Consider the following 19334-nt stretch of genomic DNA (forward strand, 5'->3'; position numbering starts at 1 on the left):
TCACACCCAGCCCTTGTCGAGGTAGCCCTGGACCTCGTCCTTACCGACGACGGCGACCTTCACCGGGACGTCGGCCGGCTTCTTGCCCTCGTGGACGTCGACGACGCCGTCGACCAGTTGCTTGCCCAGTGTGCAAACGTCCTGCAGGAGCATCAGGTTGGCCGCGCCGTTCGCCATCGCCTCGGTCCCGCCGTTGTCGTGCCCGACCGCGACCAGGAAGGCCTTGCCGAGCAGACCGTGTGACTTGATCGCGGACGTGGCGCCGGGCGTCGTCGTCCCCATGTGCGTGACGATCTCGGTGATCCCCGGGTGCGCGGTGAGCAGCGCGTCGACCTGCGGAAGGGCCTTGGCCGAGTCGTCGCCGGTGTAGACCTCACCGGCGATCTTCACGTTCGAGGTCTTCGCCGCGGCGGCCTTCACGCCTTCCAGCCACAGCTTGCCGAGTCCGGTGTTGGCAGCCGCCACCAGACCGAGGACGTGGTCACCCGGCCGCTTGGCGATGGCGTTGACGACCGACTCTCCGATGTAGGTCCAGTCCGGTCCGATGTTGTAGTCCGCGCCGCTGCCCGGCCCACCCGGACCGTAGATCGTCCCGGTGACGACTCCGGCACTCTGCGCCTGCTTGAGCACCTCGGTGAACCCGTCGCTGGCCGGGAACGTCATCACGGCGTCGCTCTTGTTGGCGACGGCCTGCTGGATCTGCTGGATCATCGCGCCGGCGTCGAGCGACTGGCCGGTCGGGCCGCTCTGGATCAGGTCGGCCCCGCGCTTGTCGGCCTGCTGCTTCATGCAGTCACCGATCTGCTTCCAGGTCGGGTAGCTCGGCAGCGGATTGACGAAGCGGAGCGTCATGGCGCCCGAGTCGTCGGACGCCGCCCCCGCACCGTCGGCCGCGGGCGCGTCGGAAGCGCAACCGGACAGGGCCGCGGTGAGCACGAGAGCGGGGGCCGAGAGCGCCGCGACGATGCGGCGCCGACGGGTCCGGACAGCGGTGGTGATCATCTGGATTGCCTCCTGAACGGCGACGCCGAAGCCCTTCGGCGCTGTGCGATGCCGAAATTGTGGCGCTCCAGTTCAGCGGGCGGATTGTCGAATCCGAACATCTTGCGACGCCGGATCTGGACAGATCTCACACCTCCAGCGGCAGCCCCGCCTGCTCGCCGGTCAGCGGCGTAGACGGTCGTCTCGGGCGGCCGGACAGGAACGGATGCAGACACAGGTCGTCACTTCAAGATCCGGCGGTACCGGCGTGGTTCGGGTCAGATTCTTCCGTCGCGATAGGCCTGGTAGGCGGTAGGCACCTTCGGTCGGAAGCCGAGGCTTCGGGCGCGGGAGATATCCATGTGGCCTTGCCAGGGGTTGGACAGGGGCTCGCCGGAGGACTCGTAGGTCGAGCCAACGAGTTGGGCCATTTCGTAGGCAGTGAGGGGTGAATCGTCGGCGATGTTGACTGTCTGTCCGTCCAGTTCGCCGGTCAGGGCGAGGTTGATCGCGGTTGCGATGTCCTCGTGGTGGACGACGCTGAGTTTGCGCGCGGGATGCCATCCCATTTCGGCCAGTTGGCGCGGGGCCGCTTCGAGATGACCGTCCTGGTCTCCGTACACGAAGGGAAAGCGCAGGATGACCGAGTTCAGCCCGCTGGCGCGGACTTCCGCCTCGGCCTGGATCTTGCTGGCCGGGTAGGCGTGCGTTGCTGTCGTCGCGTCGGTCTCGCGACCAGGATGGGTGAGTTCTGGACCGTAGACGTTGGAGGTGCTGGCCAGCAGGAATCGGGCCTGGGGACTGATCGCTTGCGTTGCGGCGATCAGGTTGCGGGTTCCGTCCAAGTTGACCGCCCAGATGCGGCCTTCGTCCGTGGTGCGGAACACGGCGGCCAGGTGAACGACGGCTGTGACACCGACCAGGGCTTGAGACAGGGTCTCCGGATGCAGGACGTCTCCCTCAACTGGCTGAATTCCTTCCGGAACGCTCTTGCCGGGACGCACGAGCGCTCTGCAGTCGGCACCGTTCGCGGCGAATCGCTTCAGCAGACGTGAGCCGACCAGGCCGGTGCCGCCGGTGACGAGGATCGTCATGGTTACTTGTTCTCCGTTCGGTGATTGACAAGACGTTGGGTGGCTTCGCTGAGTACGCGCTGGGCGGTCGCCAGGTCGGTCGGATCGACACCGGCAAAGGCGACGGCGGTGATCAGCTCGATCGGATCCGGGATCGTGTTCCACAGCTCGGTGCCGGCCGCCGTGATGCGCAGGACCTTCTGGCGCTGGTCGGCATCGTCGGCAAGCTGCTCGATCAGCCCCTTACGGACCAGAACGCCGGTGATCGTGCTGAGGGTCGCTCGCTCCACCTCGAGCAGGCGGGTGACCTCACGCTGGTTCAACGGGCCGTTGACGGCGAGCAACTGGAGCACGTACCACTGGGTGTGCCCGAGATCGTAGGGACGCAGCACTGAATCCATCAGCGCCCGACTGGCCAGGAAATAGCGCTTGGCCCAGGCCCCGGCACCGTCCAGGTCAGGAGTCCGCATTTTGTTAGCCACCTGACAATCTTGTCAGGTGGCTAACAAACAATCAAGGGAGCCGGTGAGCGATCTGCAGTGATCATCCCGGACCTGGCGGTGGCAGGCATCGATGTGGCGCTCAGCAGCATGGTCGGCGCGCAGCGCCGAGAGACCGGCACCATCTCGGCAAGACTCGCCGCTCCCGATCCGGCTTCGCTACTTGCGTCAGACTTGCGTCACCTCGATCAGCAGAGGCCGTGATCGCCTGGGCAGGTGCGGGTCGGCGACGTCAGAGCTGGCGCAGATCTCGGCCGGGGGCCGGCATCCCGGGGTGCTCGCGTTCGACCTGGTGCGCGATCCGGCGACCGATGTCGCGCAGCCCGGCTACCTGATCGGGCGTGAGTGCGTCGAACACATACCGCCGGACCGCCGCCACGTGACCGGGCGCGACCTTCTCCACCACCGCCAGACCCTCGTCGGTCAGCGTCGCCTCGACGTACCGGGCGTTGTCCGCCTTGGGTGCCCGCGTCAGCCAGCCGCGCTGCTCGAGGCGTTTGGCCACATTGGAGAGCCGGGTCACCGAACCGTTGACATGCTGAGCGAGGTCGCTCATCCCAAGGCGGCGGCCCGGAGACATGGACAGCGCAGAGAGCACGAGGTACTCGAAGAACGAGATACCACCGTCGCGCTGCAACTGGGCGTCGATCTCGCCGGGGAGCTTGATCATCAGCCAGGACAGAGAAATCCAAGCGTCGAGTTCGTCCGGCGACAGCCACCGGAAATCGCCCTGACTCTCCATGGGGCGATCCTACCCGTCAGCAAAGGCCGGCATCCCCGCACTCATCCCGCTGCCACCAGAGAGCGGAGTTCCTCGAGCATCTCGATCTGCGCCGGGATCTCATCGGTGGGCGGAAAGGCGAACAGGACGCCGTCGAAGCCACGGTCTCGCAGTTGTTCGATGTCCTCGGCGAGCTGCTGCGGGGAACCGGCGAGAAAGGGGCGGTCGCCGCCGATCGGCTTCGGCTGCATGGCATGGTTGGTCTGTGCCGTGACGGTGAGCGCGGCCGGGTCGCGCCCGAGACGTTCCGCAGCGCTCCGGAACCGCTCGGCCTGTGCGGTCACGGTATCCAGTTCCCAGGTCAGCGGTGTGATGCCGTCGGCGATCCGGGCTGCTCGGTCGATGCCGCCGTCACTGTTGGCGCCGATGACGATCGGAATATCACCCCGAATCGGCTTTGGATTGATCTCGGACGCCTCGATCGAGTAGAAGCGGCCTGTGTATTCCACGGGATCGGGTCCCCAGGATGCCCGGATCGCCGCGATGACCTCGTCGAAGCCCGCGCCGCGTCGCTTCATGGGCACACCCGCGGTCGCGAACTCCGGGAGCATCCAGCCTTGCCCGAACCCGGCGATCACACGGCCCCCGCTGAAGTGGTCGACCGTTGCGTACCTGCGAGCCAGGACGACCGGCGCATGGAACAGCGGGTTGACGATATTGGTTCCCAGCGCGATGCGACTGGTGTGCGCGGCTACGTAACTCAGCGTCTCCAGCGGCTCGAACGTGGTGCGGTAGATCTCGGGAATGCGCTCCAGACGGCCGTCCGGACCGGGAAGCAGCGGCGCCATCGGGCGCAACAACCGCTCATAGGTCCACACCGAGTCATAGCCGAGTCTTTCGGCGGCCTGCGCAATGGTCACGATGGTTGCCGGCGACGCGTGCGGGCCGGACACGGGCAACATGATGCCGAGCTTCACGGACACTCCTTCAGTACGACGGGACTGCCATCAGCATAGGCTTATTTCAAACTTGAAATCAATCTTGGAGTAAGCCATCATCAGGGCATGACCACGATTGGATTCATTGGCAGCGGCAGTATCGGCAGCACAGTGGCGCGGCTGGCCGTCATGGCCGACCACCACGTCGTACTGAGCAACTCGCGGGGCCCGGAGACTCTCCAGCACCTGGTCGCCGAGCTCGGGCCGACAGCGCGTGCCGCCACCCCGACAGAGGCCGCGGCTGCCGGAGACATCGTGGTGGTGACCGTGCCCCTGCATGCCTACCTGGACGTCCCGGCGGAGCCATTGGCCGCCAAGGTTGTCATTGACACCAACAACTACTACCCGGAACGCGACGGCATCTTCGAGGACCTGGAAAACGGCGCCACCACAACCGGCGAGCTACTCCAGCAGCACCTGTCGAAAGCTCACGTGGTCAAGGGGTTCAACAACATCTGGGTCGAGCACCTGAGATCCATGGCCCAGCCGGCCGGCAGCCCGAACCGCTCGGCCCTTCCGATCTTCGGTGACGACGCGGGCGCGAAACAAGCCGTCGCCGAGTTCTTCGACAGCATCGGCTTCGACACCGTCGACGGCGGCCCGCTGGCCGAGAACTGGCGCACCCAGCGAGACACCCCTGCCTATGTCGCTCCCTATGGCGCCTACCAGGAATCCGGCCCTCTGCCCGGGACGCCGGCGAGCATGCAGGCCGTGCGCGACGCACTCGCCGCAGCAGTGCGGGCCTGAGCACGGAACAACTGGACGGAAAGTTCACTGCGGTCGCCGGAGGATCGACCGGGATCGGCCTGGCTAGCGCACGCCGGTTCGTTGCCGAGGGCATTGAGGTGTTCCCGGCCTGCCGTCGGCAGTAACCTTTGGCCGCCGCGGTGGCGGAGCTCGGATCGGCCGCCACCGGCGTGCCCGGCGATGTCAGCAGTGCTAGCACCCGACCGCCTGCTTGCGGCGGTCGCCGGACACGGAAAGGCCTGGATGTGGTGTTCGCCGAGGTGGCGGAGACGGCTTCGCACAGCTCGGCGACGTGACACCGGAGCATCAGATCCCTCGTCCGGTACCCGCCCATGTGATCCCGTCATCAGCTGTCCCGCCCGGTCTCGAGCGACCCAATGTCGTGCGTCGTAACCGGCTTCCAAAAGTGACCCTGCGGAACCCAGGCTGAGCTTCACCCGGCGCTGCGATCTCGCGTTGCGGCGTAGATCTTCCGCACCTCTTTACGCACCTCAATCAGCGCGAGAGGATGGTTGCCGATGAGAACTTATGCGCATCGAGCACCCGCAGAATTCGTTATTTGTAGGGGATAGCGAGCATCACCGACAGACGTCGATCATCCTCAAGTGGAATTCAGCGGGTTCGGGGGTAGACCAAGCATGGGACACCGCCCGGAACGCGGGAGCCGGCGAACTGGGCACGCTGCGCATCGGATACAGCCTCAGCACAGGAGCCGAGACGGCACCGGCCCTGGTGGACAGACTCATTCGCAGCAGCCCGGGACTCGAGGTCAGCGCGGTCCCGATGGCGACACCGGAGATCACCCCCGCGGTCGCCGACGGCCGCATCGACGCGGGGATCACCCGCGGCGAACAGCCGGGCCGTGGCGTACGGCGCTTCCTGCTGCGGCGCGAGCGCATCGGGGTCCAATTGGCACAACATCATCCGCTGGCCGAACACCCGGAGATCGAGATCGCCGACGCGGCGGCCTACCCGCTGCGACTCCCCGACCGTACAGCCAACCCCGTGATCCACGACCAGCTGTCCGCACTGTTCCGCGACGCCCCGAACCCCCGATTCCACACACCCGCAGTCTCTTTCGACATGTCTCAGCGCGACCTACACGACGGGCTCACCCTCGCCCCGGCCAGCGAAGCCGCGGTCACGGCACTAACGACTGGCCTCACGTGGCGACCGCTGCAGGGCGCACCCACCCTGACGATGCACCTGGTCCTCCCGCGCGTGCAATCACCACTACACCGCCGCATCCGTACCGTCGCCAAAACCCTGGCACACGAACTGCACTGGCTGCCGGACTAACCCGGAGCAGGTCACACGAGACGGACTTCGGTCGGACCCTAAGGTGGGTCTCCTTGACTGGAGGTCCGCACCAGACCGGATTCGTAGGCGGCGATCACCAGTTGGGCGCGGTCGCGGGCATCCAGCTTGGTCAGCAACCGGCTCACGTAGGTCTTCGCGGTCAGCGGACTGATCACCAGTTGTTCGGCGAGTTCGCCGTTGCTCAGCCCGCGGCCGATCAGCGTCAGCACCTCGCGTTCCCGCCTGGTCAGCGCGGCCAGTGCGCCGGGTGCCGGGCCGGCCGGATCGGGTTGCCTCAGCACTCTCTCGATCAGTGCCTGGGTCGCTCCGGGCGACAACAGTGCCTCGCCGGCGGCCACGGTGCGGATGGCGGCCAGCAGGTGCGCGGGTTTGGTGTCCTTGACAAGGAATCCGCTGGCTCCGGCACGCAACGCGGCCACCACGTTGTGGTCGCTCTCGAACGTGGTCAGGATCAGCACCCGTACGCCGCTCAGGTCCTCGTCGGCCGCTATCGTGCCGGTGGCAGTGATCCCGTCGGTCCCCGGCATCCGGATGTCCATCACGACGACGTCGGCCCGGGTCGACCGGACCAGCTCGACCGCCTCGTCGCCGTCGGCGGCTTCACCGACGACGTCCATGTCCGGCGCGGAGCGGACGAGCATCGCGAAGGCGCTCCGGACCAACTCCTGGTCGTCGGCCAGCACCACCCTGATCATCGCGCTCCCGGAGTAGGTACGGTCGCCGCGACCCGGAATCCGCCGTACCGGCCGTCGCCAGTGACCAGCCGGCCACCGACGGATTGCGCCCGCTCGTTCATCCCCGCGATGCCATAGCCGGCTGTGCTGCCGCCGTCGGACCTGCCCCGGCCGTCGTCGGTGACCTCGAGCCGAACCTCGTCGGCGTCGTACTCGAGCTGCACCAGTGCCTGTCGAGCGTGCGCGTGCTTCACCACGTTGGTCAGGGCCTCCTGCGCGATCCGGTAGAGGGTGATCTCGACGGCTGCCGGCAGCGGCCGGCTGGTGCCGCTGATTCGCAGCTCGACCTGTACTCCGACTGCTGTGGTGACCGCCACGAGCCGGGCCAGGCCGGCGAGGTCCGGCGTCGGGTACCGATCCACGTCGACCTCGTTGCCGCGGAGGACGTCGAGGGTGGTTCTCAGCTCGGCCAGTACTCCGCTGCTCGCGTCCGCGACCGTGTGCAGCGACTGCGAGATCGGCAAGAGGGTCGGATCGTCGGTGCGCTCGTCGAGCAGATGAGCGGCCACGCCGGCATGGGAGTTGATCACGACGATGTGGTGGGCCAGGACGTCGTGCAGGTCGCGCGCGATCCGCAGCCGCTCCTCGGCGACCCGGCGCTCGCTCGTCTCCGTGATCAAGGCGCGGTGCAGGCGCATTGCCTGGCCACCGACCGCGGCGACCGCGAACCAGCCGAGGGGGCTGATCACCTCCGCGCCGATCGATTCGTCTTGAGGGACGCTCGCGCTCACCAGGACTCCGGCGACGCTGATTCCGACCATCGCCAGCGTGGAGGCGCGGGAGGTGGTCAGGGAGACCGTGTAGATGAGGACCACCGCGACCGGGAGCATGACTTCATGCGTGTAGTTCAAGGCGTGGTAGATCATCTGGACGGCCAAACAGAAGAGCAGCCCCTGGATCGGGTAGCGGCGTCTGACGAGAACCGGAACGGTCGCGAGGACGAGCAGGGTGATCCCGAGAGCGTCGAGTCGCCTGTCGTCGAGCCAGTGCCGCGGCAGGGCGAGGACGGCGGCCACCGGCAGGACCAGCAGCGCCGCGGTCAGCAGCAGATCGCCCCTGCCGATCCCCCACCGCCTCGCTCCCACCAGGACCACCGTCCCCATCCCTCAGCTCCGTTCCTCGCCGACCAGCACCGACTCGTCCGGGACCGCCGCCGGTTGTGGGTTGTCCGCGGAGCGGCTCGGCCACCAGATCCATCTGCGCAGGCCCACCATCATCGGCGCCAGCATCGCAGGCGCTACCAGCAGAGTCTGCAGCAGGACGCCGACGGCGACCACCACTCCCATCTCCACCATCGGCACGAACGGCAACGACGCCAGCACCGCGAAGGTTGCTGCCAGCACCAATCCGGCCGACGCGATCACCGGCGCGGTGGCCCGCACCGCCCGCCGGGTGGCGACCGTGGTACCGAGTTCCTTGCGGTCCTCGGCGATCCGGGCGACCAGGAAGATCGCGTAGTCGACGCCGAACGCCACCAGGAACACGAACACCAGCACCGGCAGCGTCGGCTCCACGCCGCCGAACCCGAGCACATGCTCGAACACCAGAGAGCCAAGTCCGAGTGCCGCGAGATACGAGAGCACGACCGCGGCCACGACGAGCAGTGAGGCGACCAAGGATCGGAGCAGCAGGAACAGAACCAGCAACACCACGGCGAGAACGAGGGGAATCACCAGTTTGGTGTCGGCTGCGCTCGCTTCCTGGACGTCGACGCGCTCCGCCCCTTCGCCGCCGACCAGCGCCGCGGGCGGCAGGTCGGCTCGCAGGCGCTTGATCACGGCCGCTTCGTCATCGCTGTCCGGCTGAGCCGCCGGTACGACGTCGACCAGCGACCAGCCGTTGCCCTCCCGCTCGGTTTCCGCCGACACCACCTTGTCCGTCGCACGCGCCACGGCGAGCACCTGTGCCACCTGATCAGTAGGAGTCGCGACGGTGAAGGGTCGGCCACCCTCGCCCGGGTAGGCCCGATCAAGCGTCGCGAACCCCGTCACCGACTCCGGAGTGTTGGTGAACGAGTCGGCCTGCCGCAGGTCCGTCGAGAGCCCGAAGACCCCGAGTCCCAGCAAGCCGAGCGCCAGCGCCGAAGCTCCGGCCGACCGCAGCGGCCGGGCGAAGACCCACCGCCACCAATCGCGGCCGGCGGGCGCGGTACTGACCAGGGCAGGTACACGCGGCCAGAAGACCTTGCGGCCCAGCGCCGTCAGTACTGCGGGGAACAGCGTCAGCATGATGACCAGAGTCGCCAGGATGCCCAGCGCGCCGATGATCCCGATCCCGGAGATGTCGTTCATGTCGGCCACGAACAGACAGCCCAGGCCCAGGGCGACCGTCGATCCCGACGCCAGGATCGCCGGCCCCACACTCTTCAGCGCGGCGCGCATGGCGGCATGGACGTCGCGGTGGTGGCGCAGTTGCTCGCGGTACCGCGCGACGATCAGCAGCGCGTAATCGGTACCGGCGCCGAACACCATCACGATCATGATCGAGGAACTCTGCGTACTCACCGTCATGTCCAGCGCACCGGCGACGACCCGGACCAGCGCCATCGACAGGTACGCGGCAGCCCCGACGGTCAGCAGCGGCACCAGCCAGAGGAACGGGCTGCGGTAGGTGATGATCAGCAAGAACGCGACGACGATGACGGTGACGAGCATCAGGGTCGTGTCGATCCCCTCGAACACCGCGTCGACGTCCGCGTCGATCGCGGCCGGGCCGGTCACCTCGGCCCGCAGACCACTCGGCCGGTCAGCGGTGACCGCCCGGACCCGCTCGACGAACTTGGCGACCCCGGCGTCGTTCCCGCTCGCCGGCTGACCGACGGCGTACATGAGTGCCGTGCCGTCCTCGGAGCGGACGGGCGGCATGTCGACCTGGAACTCCTGAGCGAGGGTCGCGTGCTGCCGCACCACCGCTTGCTCGTCTCCGTCGGCGAGACCTCCGTCCCGGTGATAGACGACGATCAGTTCGTCGTCCTCAGAGCCGGGGATGCGGTCCTCGACCTGATGGACAAGGGTCGACTCCGCACCGCCCGGCAACTGATCGGTGACGTCGTCGCTCTGCACGTCACCCAGCCCCGCAGCCAACGGAAACACCGCCACCAGCAACAGCACCCAGACCCCTACCACACCCCACTTACCCCGCCGCCCGGCCTGCAACGTGAACATGAAACCTCCCCTGTCTGTGGACTTCAAACACTGGCCCAGCAGGGTGAGGTGAATCGTCCGCCCACGGTGGACAGACCGCACTACTCCCGTGGTTGACAGCTACTGCGCCCTGCGGCTCCACGTCGCAGTCGGACCGGACTCGTCACCGGTGACCGGCACGCCAGGCCTGCGTAGCCGACCTCGGCGGGGGGTGCGCTGAGGGGTGGTCTGCCGTCTACTCGCCGTTGAGTGGCGGCGTCAGGCCTGGGCGGCCGGTCATCCGGAAGTAGACCGGGTCGGGGAACTCGGCGTCTACCCAGTGGAGCTCGTTGATGACGGTCGCCGTGCCGTTGACGTGGCCGATCGCGAACATCTCGGCGTTCTCGCCGTTGCGGTCGATGCCGACCAGCAAGGTGCCGTACTGACCGCAGCGCTCCGCGACCAGGTTGATGGGCTTCTCCCACCCGCTCCCAGCCGGTCGCACCAGCTTCACCACCGGCTTGAACGCGCCGGTCGTCGGCACGCGGACGGAGTACAGGGCACCACCGCGCGTCGTGGCCAGGAACGTGTCGTACGTCGAGGTCTGGCTGATCAGGGCCATCGCCCGGACCGACGAGAAGCCGGGAGCACTGGCCTTCGCAGCCCACGTGCTGCCGCTCATCGTCCACCGCAACAGCGTCCCGTCCGAGCGGAGTGCGTACTGATTCGTCCGCGTGGTGGTGCGAGAAGTCTCGAAATAGCTGTACCCGTCCCAGCCGCCACCGACCCGGGCCGTCTTGAACGTACCCGCGATCGGCTTGTCCTGCGCGTCGGCCTCGTAGCTCACGGCCCACATGACGCTGCCGAAGATCATCCAGCCGGAGTACCGCGAACCGCCGGCCACCGGCTCCTTCACCATCGAACCAGCCAGCCGGGCGTCCAGGAACATCGCCAGCAGACCGGGGGTCTCACCCGTCATCGACGGCGGAGTGGTTGCCGTGTACTCGCGGACGTAGTGATCGCCCGCGTCAGTCACCGAACCGACCGCCACGGTGCACGCGGCGGCCACCTGCTGAACCCCGGTCGGCGCGACCGCCGCGGACGCGCTCGCCGGTCCGGCCGCAAGGCCTGCCGCCAGCAGCGCGCTCACTGGCAGCACCCCGGCCCACCACAACCTCGAGCCCCTCATATTCATCACCCTCCAGATCGCGTCGAAGTATCCACACGATGTGATGCGAGAAGAGCCTGCGAAGTTATCGCGACCACGACCGAACCCTGGGCTCCTTCATGTCTGGTGCGTACCACGTTTTCGGGTGGCCGCGCCGAGCTAGATGACGTCGGGGTCAAAGAGCCTTGCCATGACCGGCAGTACGACGCTCGGCATCGGACAGGCCGCCCCACACACCGGCGTCCTGTCCGGTGCGCAGTGCCCATTCCAGGCAGGCGTCGGTCACCTCGCAGCGGTGGCAGATCTGCTTGGCGGCTTCGATCTGTTGGAGGGCCGGGCCTGTGGTCCCGATGGGGAAGAACAGGTCGGGGTCCTCGTCGCGGCACGCGGCTCTGGGGAGCCAGCTCACGGGGTTCACGGCTGTCGTCGAGTCCAGCGTGGCGCGATCTGTTCCCATTCGCGTTCCCAGGCCTGGGTACGGCGGCGGTCCAGCGGGCGGCGGCACAGCCGGTACGACGCGAACAGGAACAGCCAGGCGAGCGTGCTCGCGGTGACTCCGGCGACGCCGCCGAGAGCGGCGCTGCCTGCGGGTGTTCGTGGCGCGCGGGCGAGTTGGCCGGTGCGGTCGAGCCAGATCTGCAGTTCGGTGCCGACCGCAGTACCGATCGGGACATCGTGCCGCCCTTCGCGGGCTGTTCCGGCAGCGTCGAACCATTGCACCCGGACCGGCGTCGTACTCTGGCCGAGCTGCGCGTCCGCCGTACCGTCGAGGGTTCGTGCCTGCGCCGGCCGCAGTACTGCCCGCTGCCGGGCTGCCGCGGACGCGGAGTTGTCCCGCACCGTTGTCGCGAGGACCGCGGCGGCGGGGATCACCAGTAGCGCCGCTACCAGAGCGCCGAGAAGTAGCGCAGCCTCGAGCCGGTCCTCCTTTCGGCGCAGTGGGTTCGGCGCGAAGCTGATCCGCCTGAGCTGCATCCGGATCACCAGCTCGGCCCGGCGTTGTCGATGGGTACTCATCACCGCCTCCTCGTGACGTGTCCTGTACATGAGGACCACCCGGGCAGCCGATTTGTGACGTCCCCACGCATCCCCTCGACCACGTGGTCGGCCGGACCACGTGCCGACCACGAACCGCACAGGGCGCGGCCCCACGGTCGGCGGCCGGACCGTGAGGGCAGGCCCTGCGACAACGCCGGGCTCTGCACGGGAAGGAGGCCGTGGGGTGGACGCTGAGGAGCAGGGATGGGACGAGGAGGCGGTCGCGATCTTCGTGAGCGCACGCCCACGGCTGATGGCGATCGCGTACCGGATCCTCGCGAGTACGAGCGAGGCCGAGGACGTCGTACAAGAGGTCTGGCTGCGCTGGCAGCGGACGGACCGCTCGGTCGTCCTCGAACCGCAGGCGCTGCTGGTGACGATGGCCGTACGACTGGCAGTCAACGTCAGCCAGTCCGCCAGGCGGCGGCACGAGACCTACCTGGCGCCCGCAGTGCCGGCGGCGACCGACGCGAGCGACGACCCCGCGTCGGTGGCGGAACGCAGCGAGGCGGTCGAACATGCGGTGCGGATCATCATGGAGCGCCTCACGCCGAGAGAACGCGCGGCCCTGGTGCTCCGGGAGGCGTTCGACTACCCGTACGGACAGCTCGCGGAGTTCCTGCACCTCGGCGCGGCCAACACCCGGCAACTCGTCAGCCGCGCGCGCCGACGTACCAGCACCGGCAAGAGCACCGGCAAGAGCACCGGCGTGAGTGCGGCGTCGTCCCAGCGCTTCCTGGAAGCATTCCTGCACGCCGCCCGCGCCGGCGACGTCACGGACCTCGAAGAACTCCTGGCCGCCGACCTCGCCGGCGCCTGACCTGTCACAGGGGCGCCGCGCGTGCGGACTTAGTGGGTGAGCCCCACGATTGCCCTCCCCCCGTCGGAGACGACATGACGAACACGATCAGCAGCCAGCTCCACCTCGTGCGTTCAGTTCCGCATCCGCCCACCTGGTTGCTGTACCACGGCCGAAGTCGGTTGCGGGCGCTCGTCCAGCGGCGGTGCGACGTCACGCTGCACGGGACGGTGCGGGTGCCCGCCGAGGGTCCCGTCCTCTTCGCGGCCAACCATCTCGGCGTACTCGACGGGCCGGTTCTCGCCGCGTTCGCGCCGCGGCCGGTGCACATCGTGACCAAGGCCGAGATGTTCGTCGGGCCGCTGGGGCCGCTGCTCCGGGCCGCGGGACAAATTCCCTTGGACCGTTTCCACTACGACCCCGGAGCGATCAAGTCGTGTCTGCGGGTACTGAGTGAGGGACATGCCGTCGGGATCTTCCCCGAAGGTGTCCGTGGCGACGGCGAACTGCGTACGGTCCGGCCCGGCGCCGCCTATCTGGCGTTGGCCACCGGCGCACCGGTTGTTCCGGTCCTGTTCTTCGGCACCCGCGCCCCGGGCCGTGGCCGCAGTACCGTGCCTGCCGCGGGCGCGGCCGTCGACGTCGTGTACGGCGAGCCGCTGGTCGTGAGCCGCGCGCCCTGGCCGCGCACGAGAACCCAGGTCGAGAACGCCCGAGCCGTCCTGCACGCACACCTGCTGCGGCAACTCGCCGACGCGAAGCGGCTCACCGGCCGGTCGCTTCCCGGGCCGCCGCGTTCCCGGCACGGGTCGTCAGAGGAGCAGGCGCGATGACCGAGCTGGACGCCCGGGGTGCGATCCCCCGGCGCGTGTCGCCGGCCGGACTGCGACGCTTCGTCGAGAACTTCGCCGCCGAGCACCCGCCGTTGCGGCTCGACGCCGCCGACCTGACGATCAAGGACCCCGAGCGCGTACGGCGGCGGTACGGCGGGGTGTTCAACTACCTGACCCGCGTCGAGCTCGAGGTCGAGCGGAACGTCCTCGAACTCCGGGCGCTGATGCCCGACGCCACCGAGACCGACCGGCTGTTCTACGAGGACGTCTGGTCACCGCAGGAACTCCAGCACGGCGTCCTGCTCGACGCCGTCCAGCAGGGGATCGGGATGGTGTCCGCGGCAACCGATCTCGAGGTGAACGCCCGGATCCGGCTGGTCGGCGTACTGTCCCGGCTGCCCGGCATGCTCGGCGTGATCCGGTTGCTCTACTACCTCACCGGCGCCGCCACCGAGCGGTCGGCGGTGATCGCGTACTCGCGGCTGGTCGACGGGCTCCGTGGGATGGGCGAGCACGCGATCGCCGAGACGGTCGTCGCCCCGATCCGCCGCCAGGAGCCGGGGCACTTCGCGTTCTACCGCCTGTCGGCGCAGGTGCTGGTGGACGACGAAGGACTGAGCGACTGGCAGCTGTACCTCGCGCGCGTCCTGCGGCGGCGGTCGTTCGACCTCGTCGGTGTGAACAATCAGCGGCAACGAGCGGACTTCGGCGACGTCGCCCGCGCGCTCGACCTCGACCGGGACCTGCTGCCGCTGGCCCGGCAGATCAGCCTGGTGGAACGCGAGCTCCTCTGGGCCGGCGAGCAGGGCCTGCAGGTCCCCAGCTACATCCTCGCCGCCCTGCGCGAGGCGATCGCCCTCAGTGTCACCCGGGAGCACGCCGACGTGCGCTAGCTTGGATGGATGAGCCGGATCTTTGGGATCAGTTTCGCGTCGGTGTACCCGCACTACGTGACCAAGGTCGAGAAGAAGGGCCGCACGCAGGCCGAGCTCGACCAGGTGATCGAGTGGCTGACTGGTTTCGACGCGCCGACCCTGAAGAAGCACCTCGCCGCCGAGACCACCTTCGAGGACTTCTTCGCCGCCGCCGACCTCAACCCGAAGGCGTCGTCGATCACCGGCGTCATCTGCGGCATCCGCGTCGAGAACATCGAAGACCCGCTCATGCAGCAGATCCGCTACCTCGACAAACTCGTCGACGAACTCGCCAAGGGCAAACCGATGGACAAGGTCCTCCGCACCTAGTTCGTCGCGCTTGGCGGGTTCGAGGCGGGGTACCGGTGGGTGCTCCGGGCCGGTGACGGCGATCGAACTCGTTTGCGGGGAGACTGTGGATGACCGAACTGCCGCACGACCTGAAACGTCCTGACGACGTCGACGGACCGACCGTGGAGGCTGTCGGGGCCTTCACACTGGCGATGGAGACCGTGATCAGGGCGCGTGGGGCGCTGTACGAGTTCCATCAGCTGACCGGCAAGGCGGACAACGAACTGATCCGGGCGGTCGGGCTGTTGCGCGACGCCGGTCACGGGCGCGTCGCGGACGAGCTGGAACGGGAGATCGTCGGGCGCAACGTCAACGATCGGCGGTGGACGTTCCAGATCGTCGAGGACTACGAGCAGACGTACTACGAACCGTGGGTCGAACGGCACCGCCGGGTTCGGGACGAACTGCTCGACGGGCGCGGGCATCAGCGCGAGGCCGAGATGAAACGACGGCGCTCGACACCCGGCGAACCCGGTCACGGGTTCGACCGGTCGGAGTGACGCCGATGGAGACCGTCGTTCGCCCCCGGCCGCTCCAGGCGCTGGCTGTCTTCGCCGCGGCGGTGGTCGCCGCGGCGTTGATCGGTGTGCTCGGTGTGACTGGTACGTCGTCGGAGTACCAGACGCTCGACCGACCGGGCTGGGCGCCGCCGAGCGCGGTCTTCGGCCCGGTGTGGACGGCCCTGTACGTCGCGATCGCGGCAAGTGGCTGGATCGTGTGGCGGCGAGTCGGCTGGTCGCGCGAGTTGCTGCCGTACGCCGTACAACTGGTACTCAACGCACTGTGGACGCCGCTGTTCTTCGGCGCCGGCGCACGCGGCCTGGCCCTGGCCGACATCCTCGCCCTGTGGATCGCGATCGTCTGGACTGTGCTGACCTTTCGCCGGGTCAGCACGTGGGCGACTGTCCTGCTGCTCCCCTACCTGGCATGGACGACGTACGCCGTAGCCCTCAACGCGGCAGTCTGGCAACTGAACCGCTGAGACCCCTGCTCGATCACGGTCCAGAACTGGTACTCCCTGCCGGTTCTGGATTGGACCTTCGCACCGGCGCCCGATGTGGTCGATGCTCGTCAGGACCTCGGAGGAAGGGCCTGGATTCATGAGCAAGTTGATCGTTGATATCAGTCAGTCAGCGGACGGGTACGTCGCCGGCCCCGGCGTCGCCCTCGACGCGCCGTTCGGGTCGGCCGGGCTCAGGCTGCATCGGTGGCACGGGCTCGACGGCGCCGCGCCCACCGAAGGCGACAAGGCCGCGTCGGCCGCCATGTTCGACAACACCGGGGCGATCGTGCTCGGCCGCCGGATGTTCGACGTCGGCGAAGAACCAGGGGGCGCGGACGGAGCGTTCGGACTGCCCTGCTTTGTCGTCACCAGTCGCCCGCGGCCGGTGCTGGTCAAGGGCCCGACCACCTTCACGTTCGTCACCGACGGACTGCTGTCCGCCATCGCCCTGGCACACGCGGCCGCCGGCGACCGCGACATCGTCGTACCCGGCGGCGCAGCCGTAGTACAGCAGTGTCTGGCTGCCGGCGTAGTTGACGAGCTGCGCGTCCACGTCGTACCCGTGCTACTCGGCGGCGGCACCCCACTCTTCGGCGCCGTGCCCGCACACCGCGAACTAGAACCCACCCAGGTAGTCGCCACCCACCTGGCCACCCACATCACCTACCGACTCTCGCGCTAGCCACAGATCGGAGGTTGCGGATCGCGGGTACGGCGAGCAAGGTGATCGCCACGGCCAGCGCCATCACGGCGTTGAACCCCAGCACCCCGCGCACCCCGAACAACTCAGCCGCAGGCCCGGCGAGCGCCTGTCCCGCCGACGTCGTCGCCACCGTCCCGGCGACATCGAAGGCGTGTACCCGGCTTCGCACAGCGTTCGGTATCTGCGTCAGGATGCTCGTCGTCCACATCACGCCCCAGAAGGCGTTGGCCGCACCAACGGCCGCGAGGGCGACGGCGATCATCGGTACCGGAAGGCCGAGCGCGACCGACGCCGGCCCCAGCCAGTACACGAGCAACGCGACCGACCCGGCCCGCAGCGGCCGGACCGGCCGCACACCCGCAGCGCGACCAGCGCGCCGATCACCATGCCGGTGCCCATCGCCGAGTTGACCAGACCGAGCGTCCCGGCGCCGTGGCCGGCGACGATCTCGGTCGCGATCAGCGGGATCGTCGGCCCCCACGACGAGATCATCAGGACCATCCAGATCACGACGACGTTCCACACCCAGGCCCGCGACCGGACCGCCTGCCACCCCTGCACCAGCTCCGCCCCGAACGGGCCCGTGACACGACCCGACGCAGCCGGCAACCGCAGCAACCCCAGGCAGACGACGCTCGCCAAGTACGCGACGCCGTACGCGACAAACACCCACCCCGGCTCGGTGAACCCGACCAGCGCACCCGCCATCGCCGGCCCCGCCATCGTCACCGAGGACTCGACGGTGCGAATCACACTGTTAGCGCCTTGCACATCGGCAGCGATCCGCGGAATCAGTGTGGGCAACGCAGGTTGGAAGAGCGCCGCACAGACACCGTTCACAGCGGACAAGACGCACAGCTGCCAGACCACGATGTCGCCGCCGAAGAAGAACAGAGCGATGACGACTTGTACGACGACGCGCACCAGATCGGCCCCGATCATCAGGACCCGGTTGTTCACCCGGTCCGCGATCACGCCACCGAAGATGACGAACCCGGCGAAGCAGGCCGTCGTACTCGCGAGCACCGCGCCGACCTCGGCGGCGCCGTAACCGTTCAGCACGAGCCCCGCGGCCAGCGCCACCGGCGCCATCATGTCGCCGAGCCGGGCGATGCCCCGGGCGGTGAGGAACAGCGAGAAGTTCCGCGACCACAACCGGTCGGCCATGGACGGCGACGGCTCAGGCAACGAGCAGGCGGAGCCCGAGTTCAGCCGCGTCGAGTGCGAGCAGCTCGCTGTTGCGCTCGGCCCATCGCCCGGAGGACAAGTCGTCGCGCAGGCTGTTCACCGCGCGCCGCTCGGCGTCCGGTCCGACCCGCGTCCACACCGAGACCGCACGACGTACGGGCTCGTCCAGATACGCCTCGGGCCGCCGCCAGTACGCCTCGAAGAAGCCGTCGGCGCAGTCCCACGGGATCAGCACCGGCTCCATCCGCGCGCCGATCGCCTGCGCCAACTGGTCCACCGACGGCCGACCGGCAACGAGACCGGCCACCTCGGGCAGATAGTCGCGCGTGAGCCAGAACCGCTGCCGCCACCCGGGATCACTGGCGTCGTGCGTGAACACCACCACGCGGCGCGCGACCCGCCGCAGCTCACGCAGCCCGGCGATCGGGTCGTGCCAGTGATGCACGGTGCTGAAGGCCATCGCGGCGTCGAAGGACTGGTCCTCGAACGGCAGGTTCTCCGCGCTCGCGGCCACGCAGGGCGCGGCGCCCGCAGGACGCTGCGCGCGCATGACCGCCGATGGCTCGACCGCGGTCACGTCCCGGTCGGTCGGCTCGTAGGAGCCGGAGCCCGCACCGACGTTGAGTACAGTCCGCGCGTCCCCGAGCGCCTCCCAGACCTTCGCGGCGATCCGCGGCTCGGTACGCCGGGTCGCCGGGTACGCGGACCCGATGGCGTCGTACAACTGTGCACCGACTGCCTTGAGTTGTGCCTCCGGCGTCGTCCTGTTCCCCATCGCCCGCTCCTCGAGTTCCCCGGCTATGGCCGCGACCAGTGCGGCGGCGCGGTCGCGCTGTTCCACCAGCAGCGCGTGCTGCCGGCGCAGGTGCGCGTCGGCGTCGATCGTCGGGTCGTCGACCAGCTCAGCGATCTCGCGCAACCCGAACCCGAGGCGCCGGTAGACGAGCACCTCCCGCAACCGCTCCACGTCGGCCGCCGAGTAGGCGCGGTAACCGGCCGCGGTCCGCGCAGACGGCTGCACGAGGCCGATCTCGTCGTAGTGATGCAGCGTGCGCACACTCACCCCGGCCAACTCGGCCACCCGGCCCACCGTCAACAGCCCGTCCATGCCGAGGACTATGCGGCATCACGTCACGTGAGG

The 19334-nt window shown here is 68.5% G+C and carries 24 protein-coding genes; 10 read left to right on the plus strand and 14 right to left on the minus strand.

Annotated features, from left to right (window positions below; all coding sequences use genetic code 11):
- The 3 genes from ABN611_RS01390 to ABN611_RS01400 all read right to left on the minus strand — a co-directional run bounded on the left by ABN611_RS01390 (position 1) and on the right by ABN611_RS01400 (position 2524).
- A complete protein-coding gene (locus ABN611_RS01390; protein WP_350277887.1) occupies positions 1-1002 on the minus strand; it encodes a sugar ABC transporter substrate-binding protein in 1002 nt (333 codons plus the stop codon).
- 257 nt (positions 1003-1259) lie between these two features.
- Positions 1260-2075, minus strand: a complete 816-nt coding sequence (locus ABN611_RS01395; protein ID WP_350277888.1) for an NAD(P)-dependent oxidoreductase — start codon at positions 2073-2075, stop codon at positions 1260-1262.
- Positions 2076-2077: 2 nt separating this feature from the next.
- Complete coding sequence (locus ABN611_RS01400) at positions 2078-2524, minus strand: MarR family transcriptional regulator (RefSeq protein WP_350277889.1); 447 nt, start codon at positions 2522-2524, stop codon at positions 2078-2080.
- 69 nt (positions 2525-2593) lie between these two features.
- Between ABN611_RS01400 and ABN611_RS01405 the strand changes: the two genes are divergently transcribed.
- Positions 2594-2758: a hypothetical protein gene (locus ABN611_RS01405; RefSeq protein WP_350277890.1), complete on the plus strand. Its 165-nt coding sequence runs from the start codon at positions 2594-2596 to the stop codon at positions 2756-2758.
- A 28-nt stretch (positions 2759-2786) separates the two neighbouring features.
- Here ABN611_RS01405 and ABN611_RS01410 read toward each other — a convergent pair whose 3' ends face one another.
- Positions 2787-3296, minus strand: coding sequence for a MarR family transcriptional regulator (locus ABN611_RS01410; protein ID WP_350277891.1), 510 nt, complete (start codon positions 3294-3296; stop codon positions 2787-2789).
- Positions 3297-3337: 41 nt separating this feature from the next.
- Positions 3338-4252: an LLM class flavin-dependent oxidoreductase gene (locus ABN611_RS01415; protein WP_350277892.1), complete on the minus strand. Its 915-nt coding sequence runs from the start codon at positions 4250-4252 to the stop codon at positions 3338-3340.
- 87 nt (positions 4253-4339) lie between these two features.
- On the opposite strand from ABN611_RS01415, the gene ABN611_RS01420 reads away from it, so the two are divergent.
- Together ABN611_RS01420 and ABN611_RS01425 are read left to right on the plus strand one after the other, a co-directional pair.
- On the plus strand, positions 4340-5020 hold the full coding sequence (locus ABN611_RS01420) for an NAD(P)-binding domain-containing protein (RefSeq protein ID WP_350277893.1): 681 nt from the start codon (positions 4340-4342) through the stop codon (positions 5018-5020).
- A 528-nt stretch (positions 5021-5548) separates the two neighbouring features.
- Positions 5549-6319 (plus strand): LysR family substrate-binding domain-containing protein, encoded by a 771-nt coding sequence (locus tag ABN611_RS01425; RefSeq protein ID WP_350277894.1) that lies wholly within the window; start codon positions 5549-5551, stop codon positions 6317-6319.
- Positions 6320-6357: 38 nt separating this feature from the next.
- On the opposite strand, the gene ABN611_RS01430 is transcribed toward ABN611_RS01425, so the two are convergent.
- The 6 genes from ABN611_RS01430 to ABN611_RS01455 form a co-directional block, all read right to left on the minus strand.
- Positions 6358-7035 carry a response regulator transcription factor gene (locus ABN611_RS01430; protein ID WP_350277895.1) on the minus strand — a complete coding sequence of 226 codons (678 nt, stop codon included), beginning with the start codon at positions 7033-7035 and terminating at the stop codon, positions 6358-6360.
- Positions 7032-8159: a sensor histidine kinase gene (locus tag ABN611_RS01435; RefSeq protein WP_350277896.1), complete on the minus strand. Its 1128-nt coding sequence runs from the start codon at positions 8157-8159 to the stop codon at positions 7032-7034. Before ABN611_RS01435 ends, ABN611_RS01430 begins: the two co-directional genes overlap by 4 nt.
- A gap of 21 nt (positions 8160-8180) precedes the next feature.
- A complete protein-coding gene (locus ABN611_RS01440) occupies positions 8181-10238 on the minus strand; it encodes an MMPL family transporter (protein WP_350277897.1) in 2058 nt (685 codons plus the stop codon).
- A 214-nt stretch (positions 10239-10452) separates the two neighbouring features.
- On the minus strand, positions 10453-11385 hold the full coding sequence (locus tag ABN611_RS01445) for a hypothetical protein (protein ID WP_350277898.1): 933 nt from the start codon (positions 11383-11385) through the stop codon (positions 10453-10455).
- Positions 11386-11539: 154 nt separating this feature from the next.
- Complete coding sequence (locus ABN611_RS01450; protein WP_350277899.1) at positions 11540-11773, minus strand: WhiB family transcriptional regulator; 234 nt, start codon at positions 11771-11773, stop codon at positions 11540-11542.
- Positions 11774-11778: 5 nt separating this feature from the next.
- Entirely contained in the window at positions 11779-12381 is a 603-nt protein-coding gene (locus ABN611_RS01455; protein WP_350277900.1) for a hypothetical protein, read from the minus strand.
- Between the two features lie 205 nt (positions 12382-12586).
- On the opposite strand from ABN611_RS01455, the gene ABN611_RS01460 reads away from it, so the two are divergent.
- The 7 genes from ABN611_RS01460 to ABN611_RS01490 all read left to right on the plus strand — a co-directional run bounded on the left by ABN611_RS01460 (position 12587) and on the right by ABN611_RS01490 (position 16984).
- Complete coding sequence (locus ABN611_RS01460) at positions 12587-13222, plus strand: sigma-70 family RNA polymerase sigma factor (RefSeq protein ID WP_350277901.1); 636 nt, start codon at positions 12587-12589, stop codon at positions 13220-13222.
- Between the two features lie 74 nt (positions 13223-13296).
- Positions 13297-14034: a lysophospholipid acyltransferase family protein gene (locus tag ABN611_RS01465; RefSeq protein ID WP_350277902.1), complete on the plus strand. Its 738-nt coding sequence runs from the start codon at positions 13297-13299 to the stop codon at positions 14032-14034.
- Entirely contained in the window at positions 14031-14927 is an 897-nt protein-coding gene (locus ABN611_RS01470) for a GTP-binding protein LepA (RefSeq protein ID WP_350277903.1), read from the plus strand. Before ABN611_RS01465 ends, ABN611_RS01470 begins: the two co-directional genes overlap by 4 nt.
- Positions 14928-14936: 9 nt before the next feature.
- Entirely contained in the window at positions 14937-15278 is a 342-nt protein-coding gene (locus ABN611_RS01475) for a DUF2200 domain-containing protein (RefSeq protein ID WP_350277904.1), read from the plus strand.
- 89 nt (positions 15279-15367) lie between these two features.
- Complete coding sequence (locus ABN611_RS01480; protein ID WP_350277905.1) at positions 15368-15799, plus strand: hypothetical protein; 432 nt, start codon at positions 15368-15370, stop codon at positions 15797-15799.
- Between the two features lie 5 nt (positions 15800-15804).
- Positions 15805-16281: a TspO/MBR family protein gene (locus tag ABN611_RS01485; protein WP_350277906.1), complete on the plus strand. Its 477-nt coding sequence runs from the start codon at positions 15805-15807 to the stop codon at positions 16279-16281.
- 118 nt (positions 16282-16399) lie between these two features.
- Positions 16400-16984, plus strand: a complete 585-nt coding sequence (locus ABN611_RS01490; protein ID WP_350277907.1) for a dihydrofolate reductase family protein — start codon at positions 16400-16402, stop codon at positions 16982-16984.
- Here the strand turns inward: ABN611_RS01490 and ABN611_RS01495 are convergent.
- From ABN611_RS01495 to ABN611_RS01505, 3 genes are read right to left on the minus strand one after another with little or no spacing between them, the layout of a single operon-like run.
- Positions 16962-17267 (minus strand): hypothetical protein, encoded by a 306-nt coding sequence (locus ABN611_RS01495; RefSeq protein WP_350277908.1) that lies wholly within the window; start codon positions 17265-17267, stop codon positions 16962-16964. The genes ABN611_RS01490 and ABN611_RS01495 overlap by 23 nt on opposite strands.
- Entirely contained in the window at positions 17264-18172 is a 909-nt protein-coding gene (locus ABN611_RS01500; protein ID WP_350277909.1) for an MFS transporter, read from the minus strand. Before ABN611_RS01500 ends, ABN611_RS01495 begins: the two co-directional genes overlap by 4 nt.
- A 13-nt stretch (positions 18173-18185) precedes the next feature.
- The gene (locus ABN611_RS01505; protein WP_350277910.1) at positions 18186-19301 is read right to left on the minus strand and encodes a MerR family transcriptional regulator; all 1116 of its coding nucleotides are present in this window, start codon (positions 19299-19301) and stop codon (positions 18186-18188) included.
- Positions 19302-19334: the final 33 nt, after the last annotated feature.

The organism is Kribbella sp. HUAS MG21 (assembly GCF_040254265.1).
Classification (GTDB): domain Bacteria; phylum Actinomycetota; class Actinomycetes; order Propionibacteriales; family Kribbellaceae; genus Kribbella.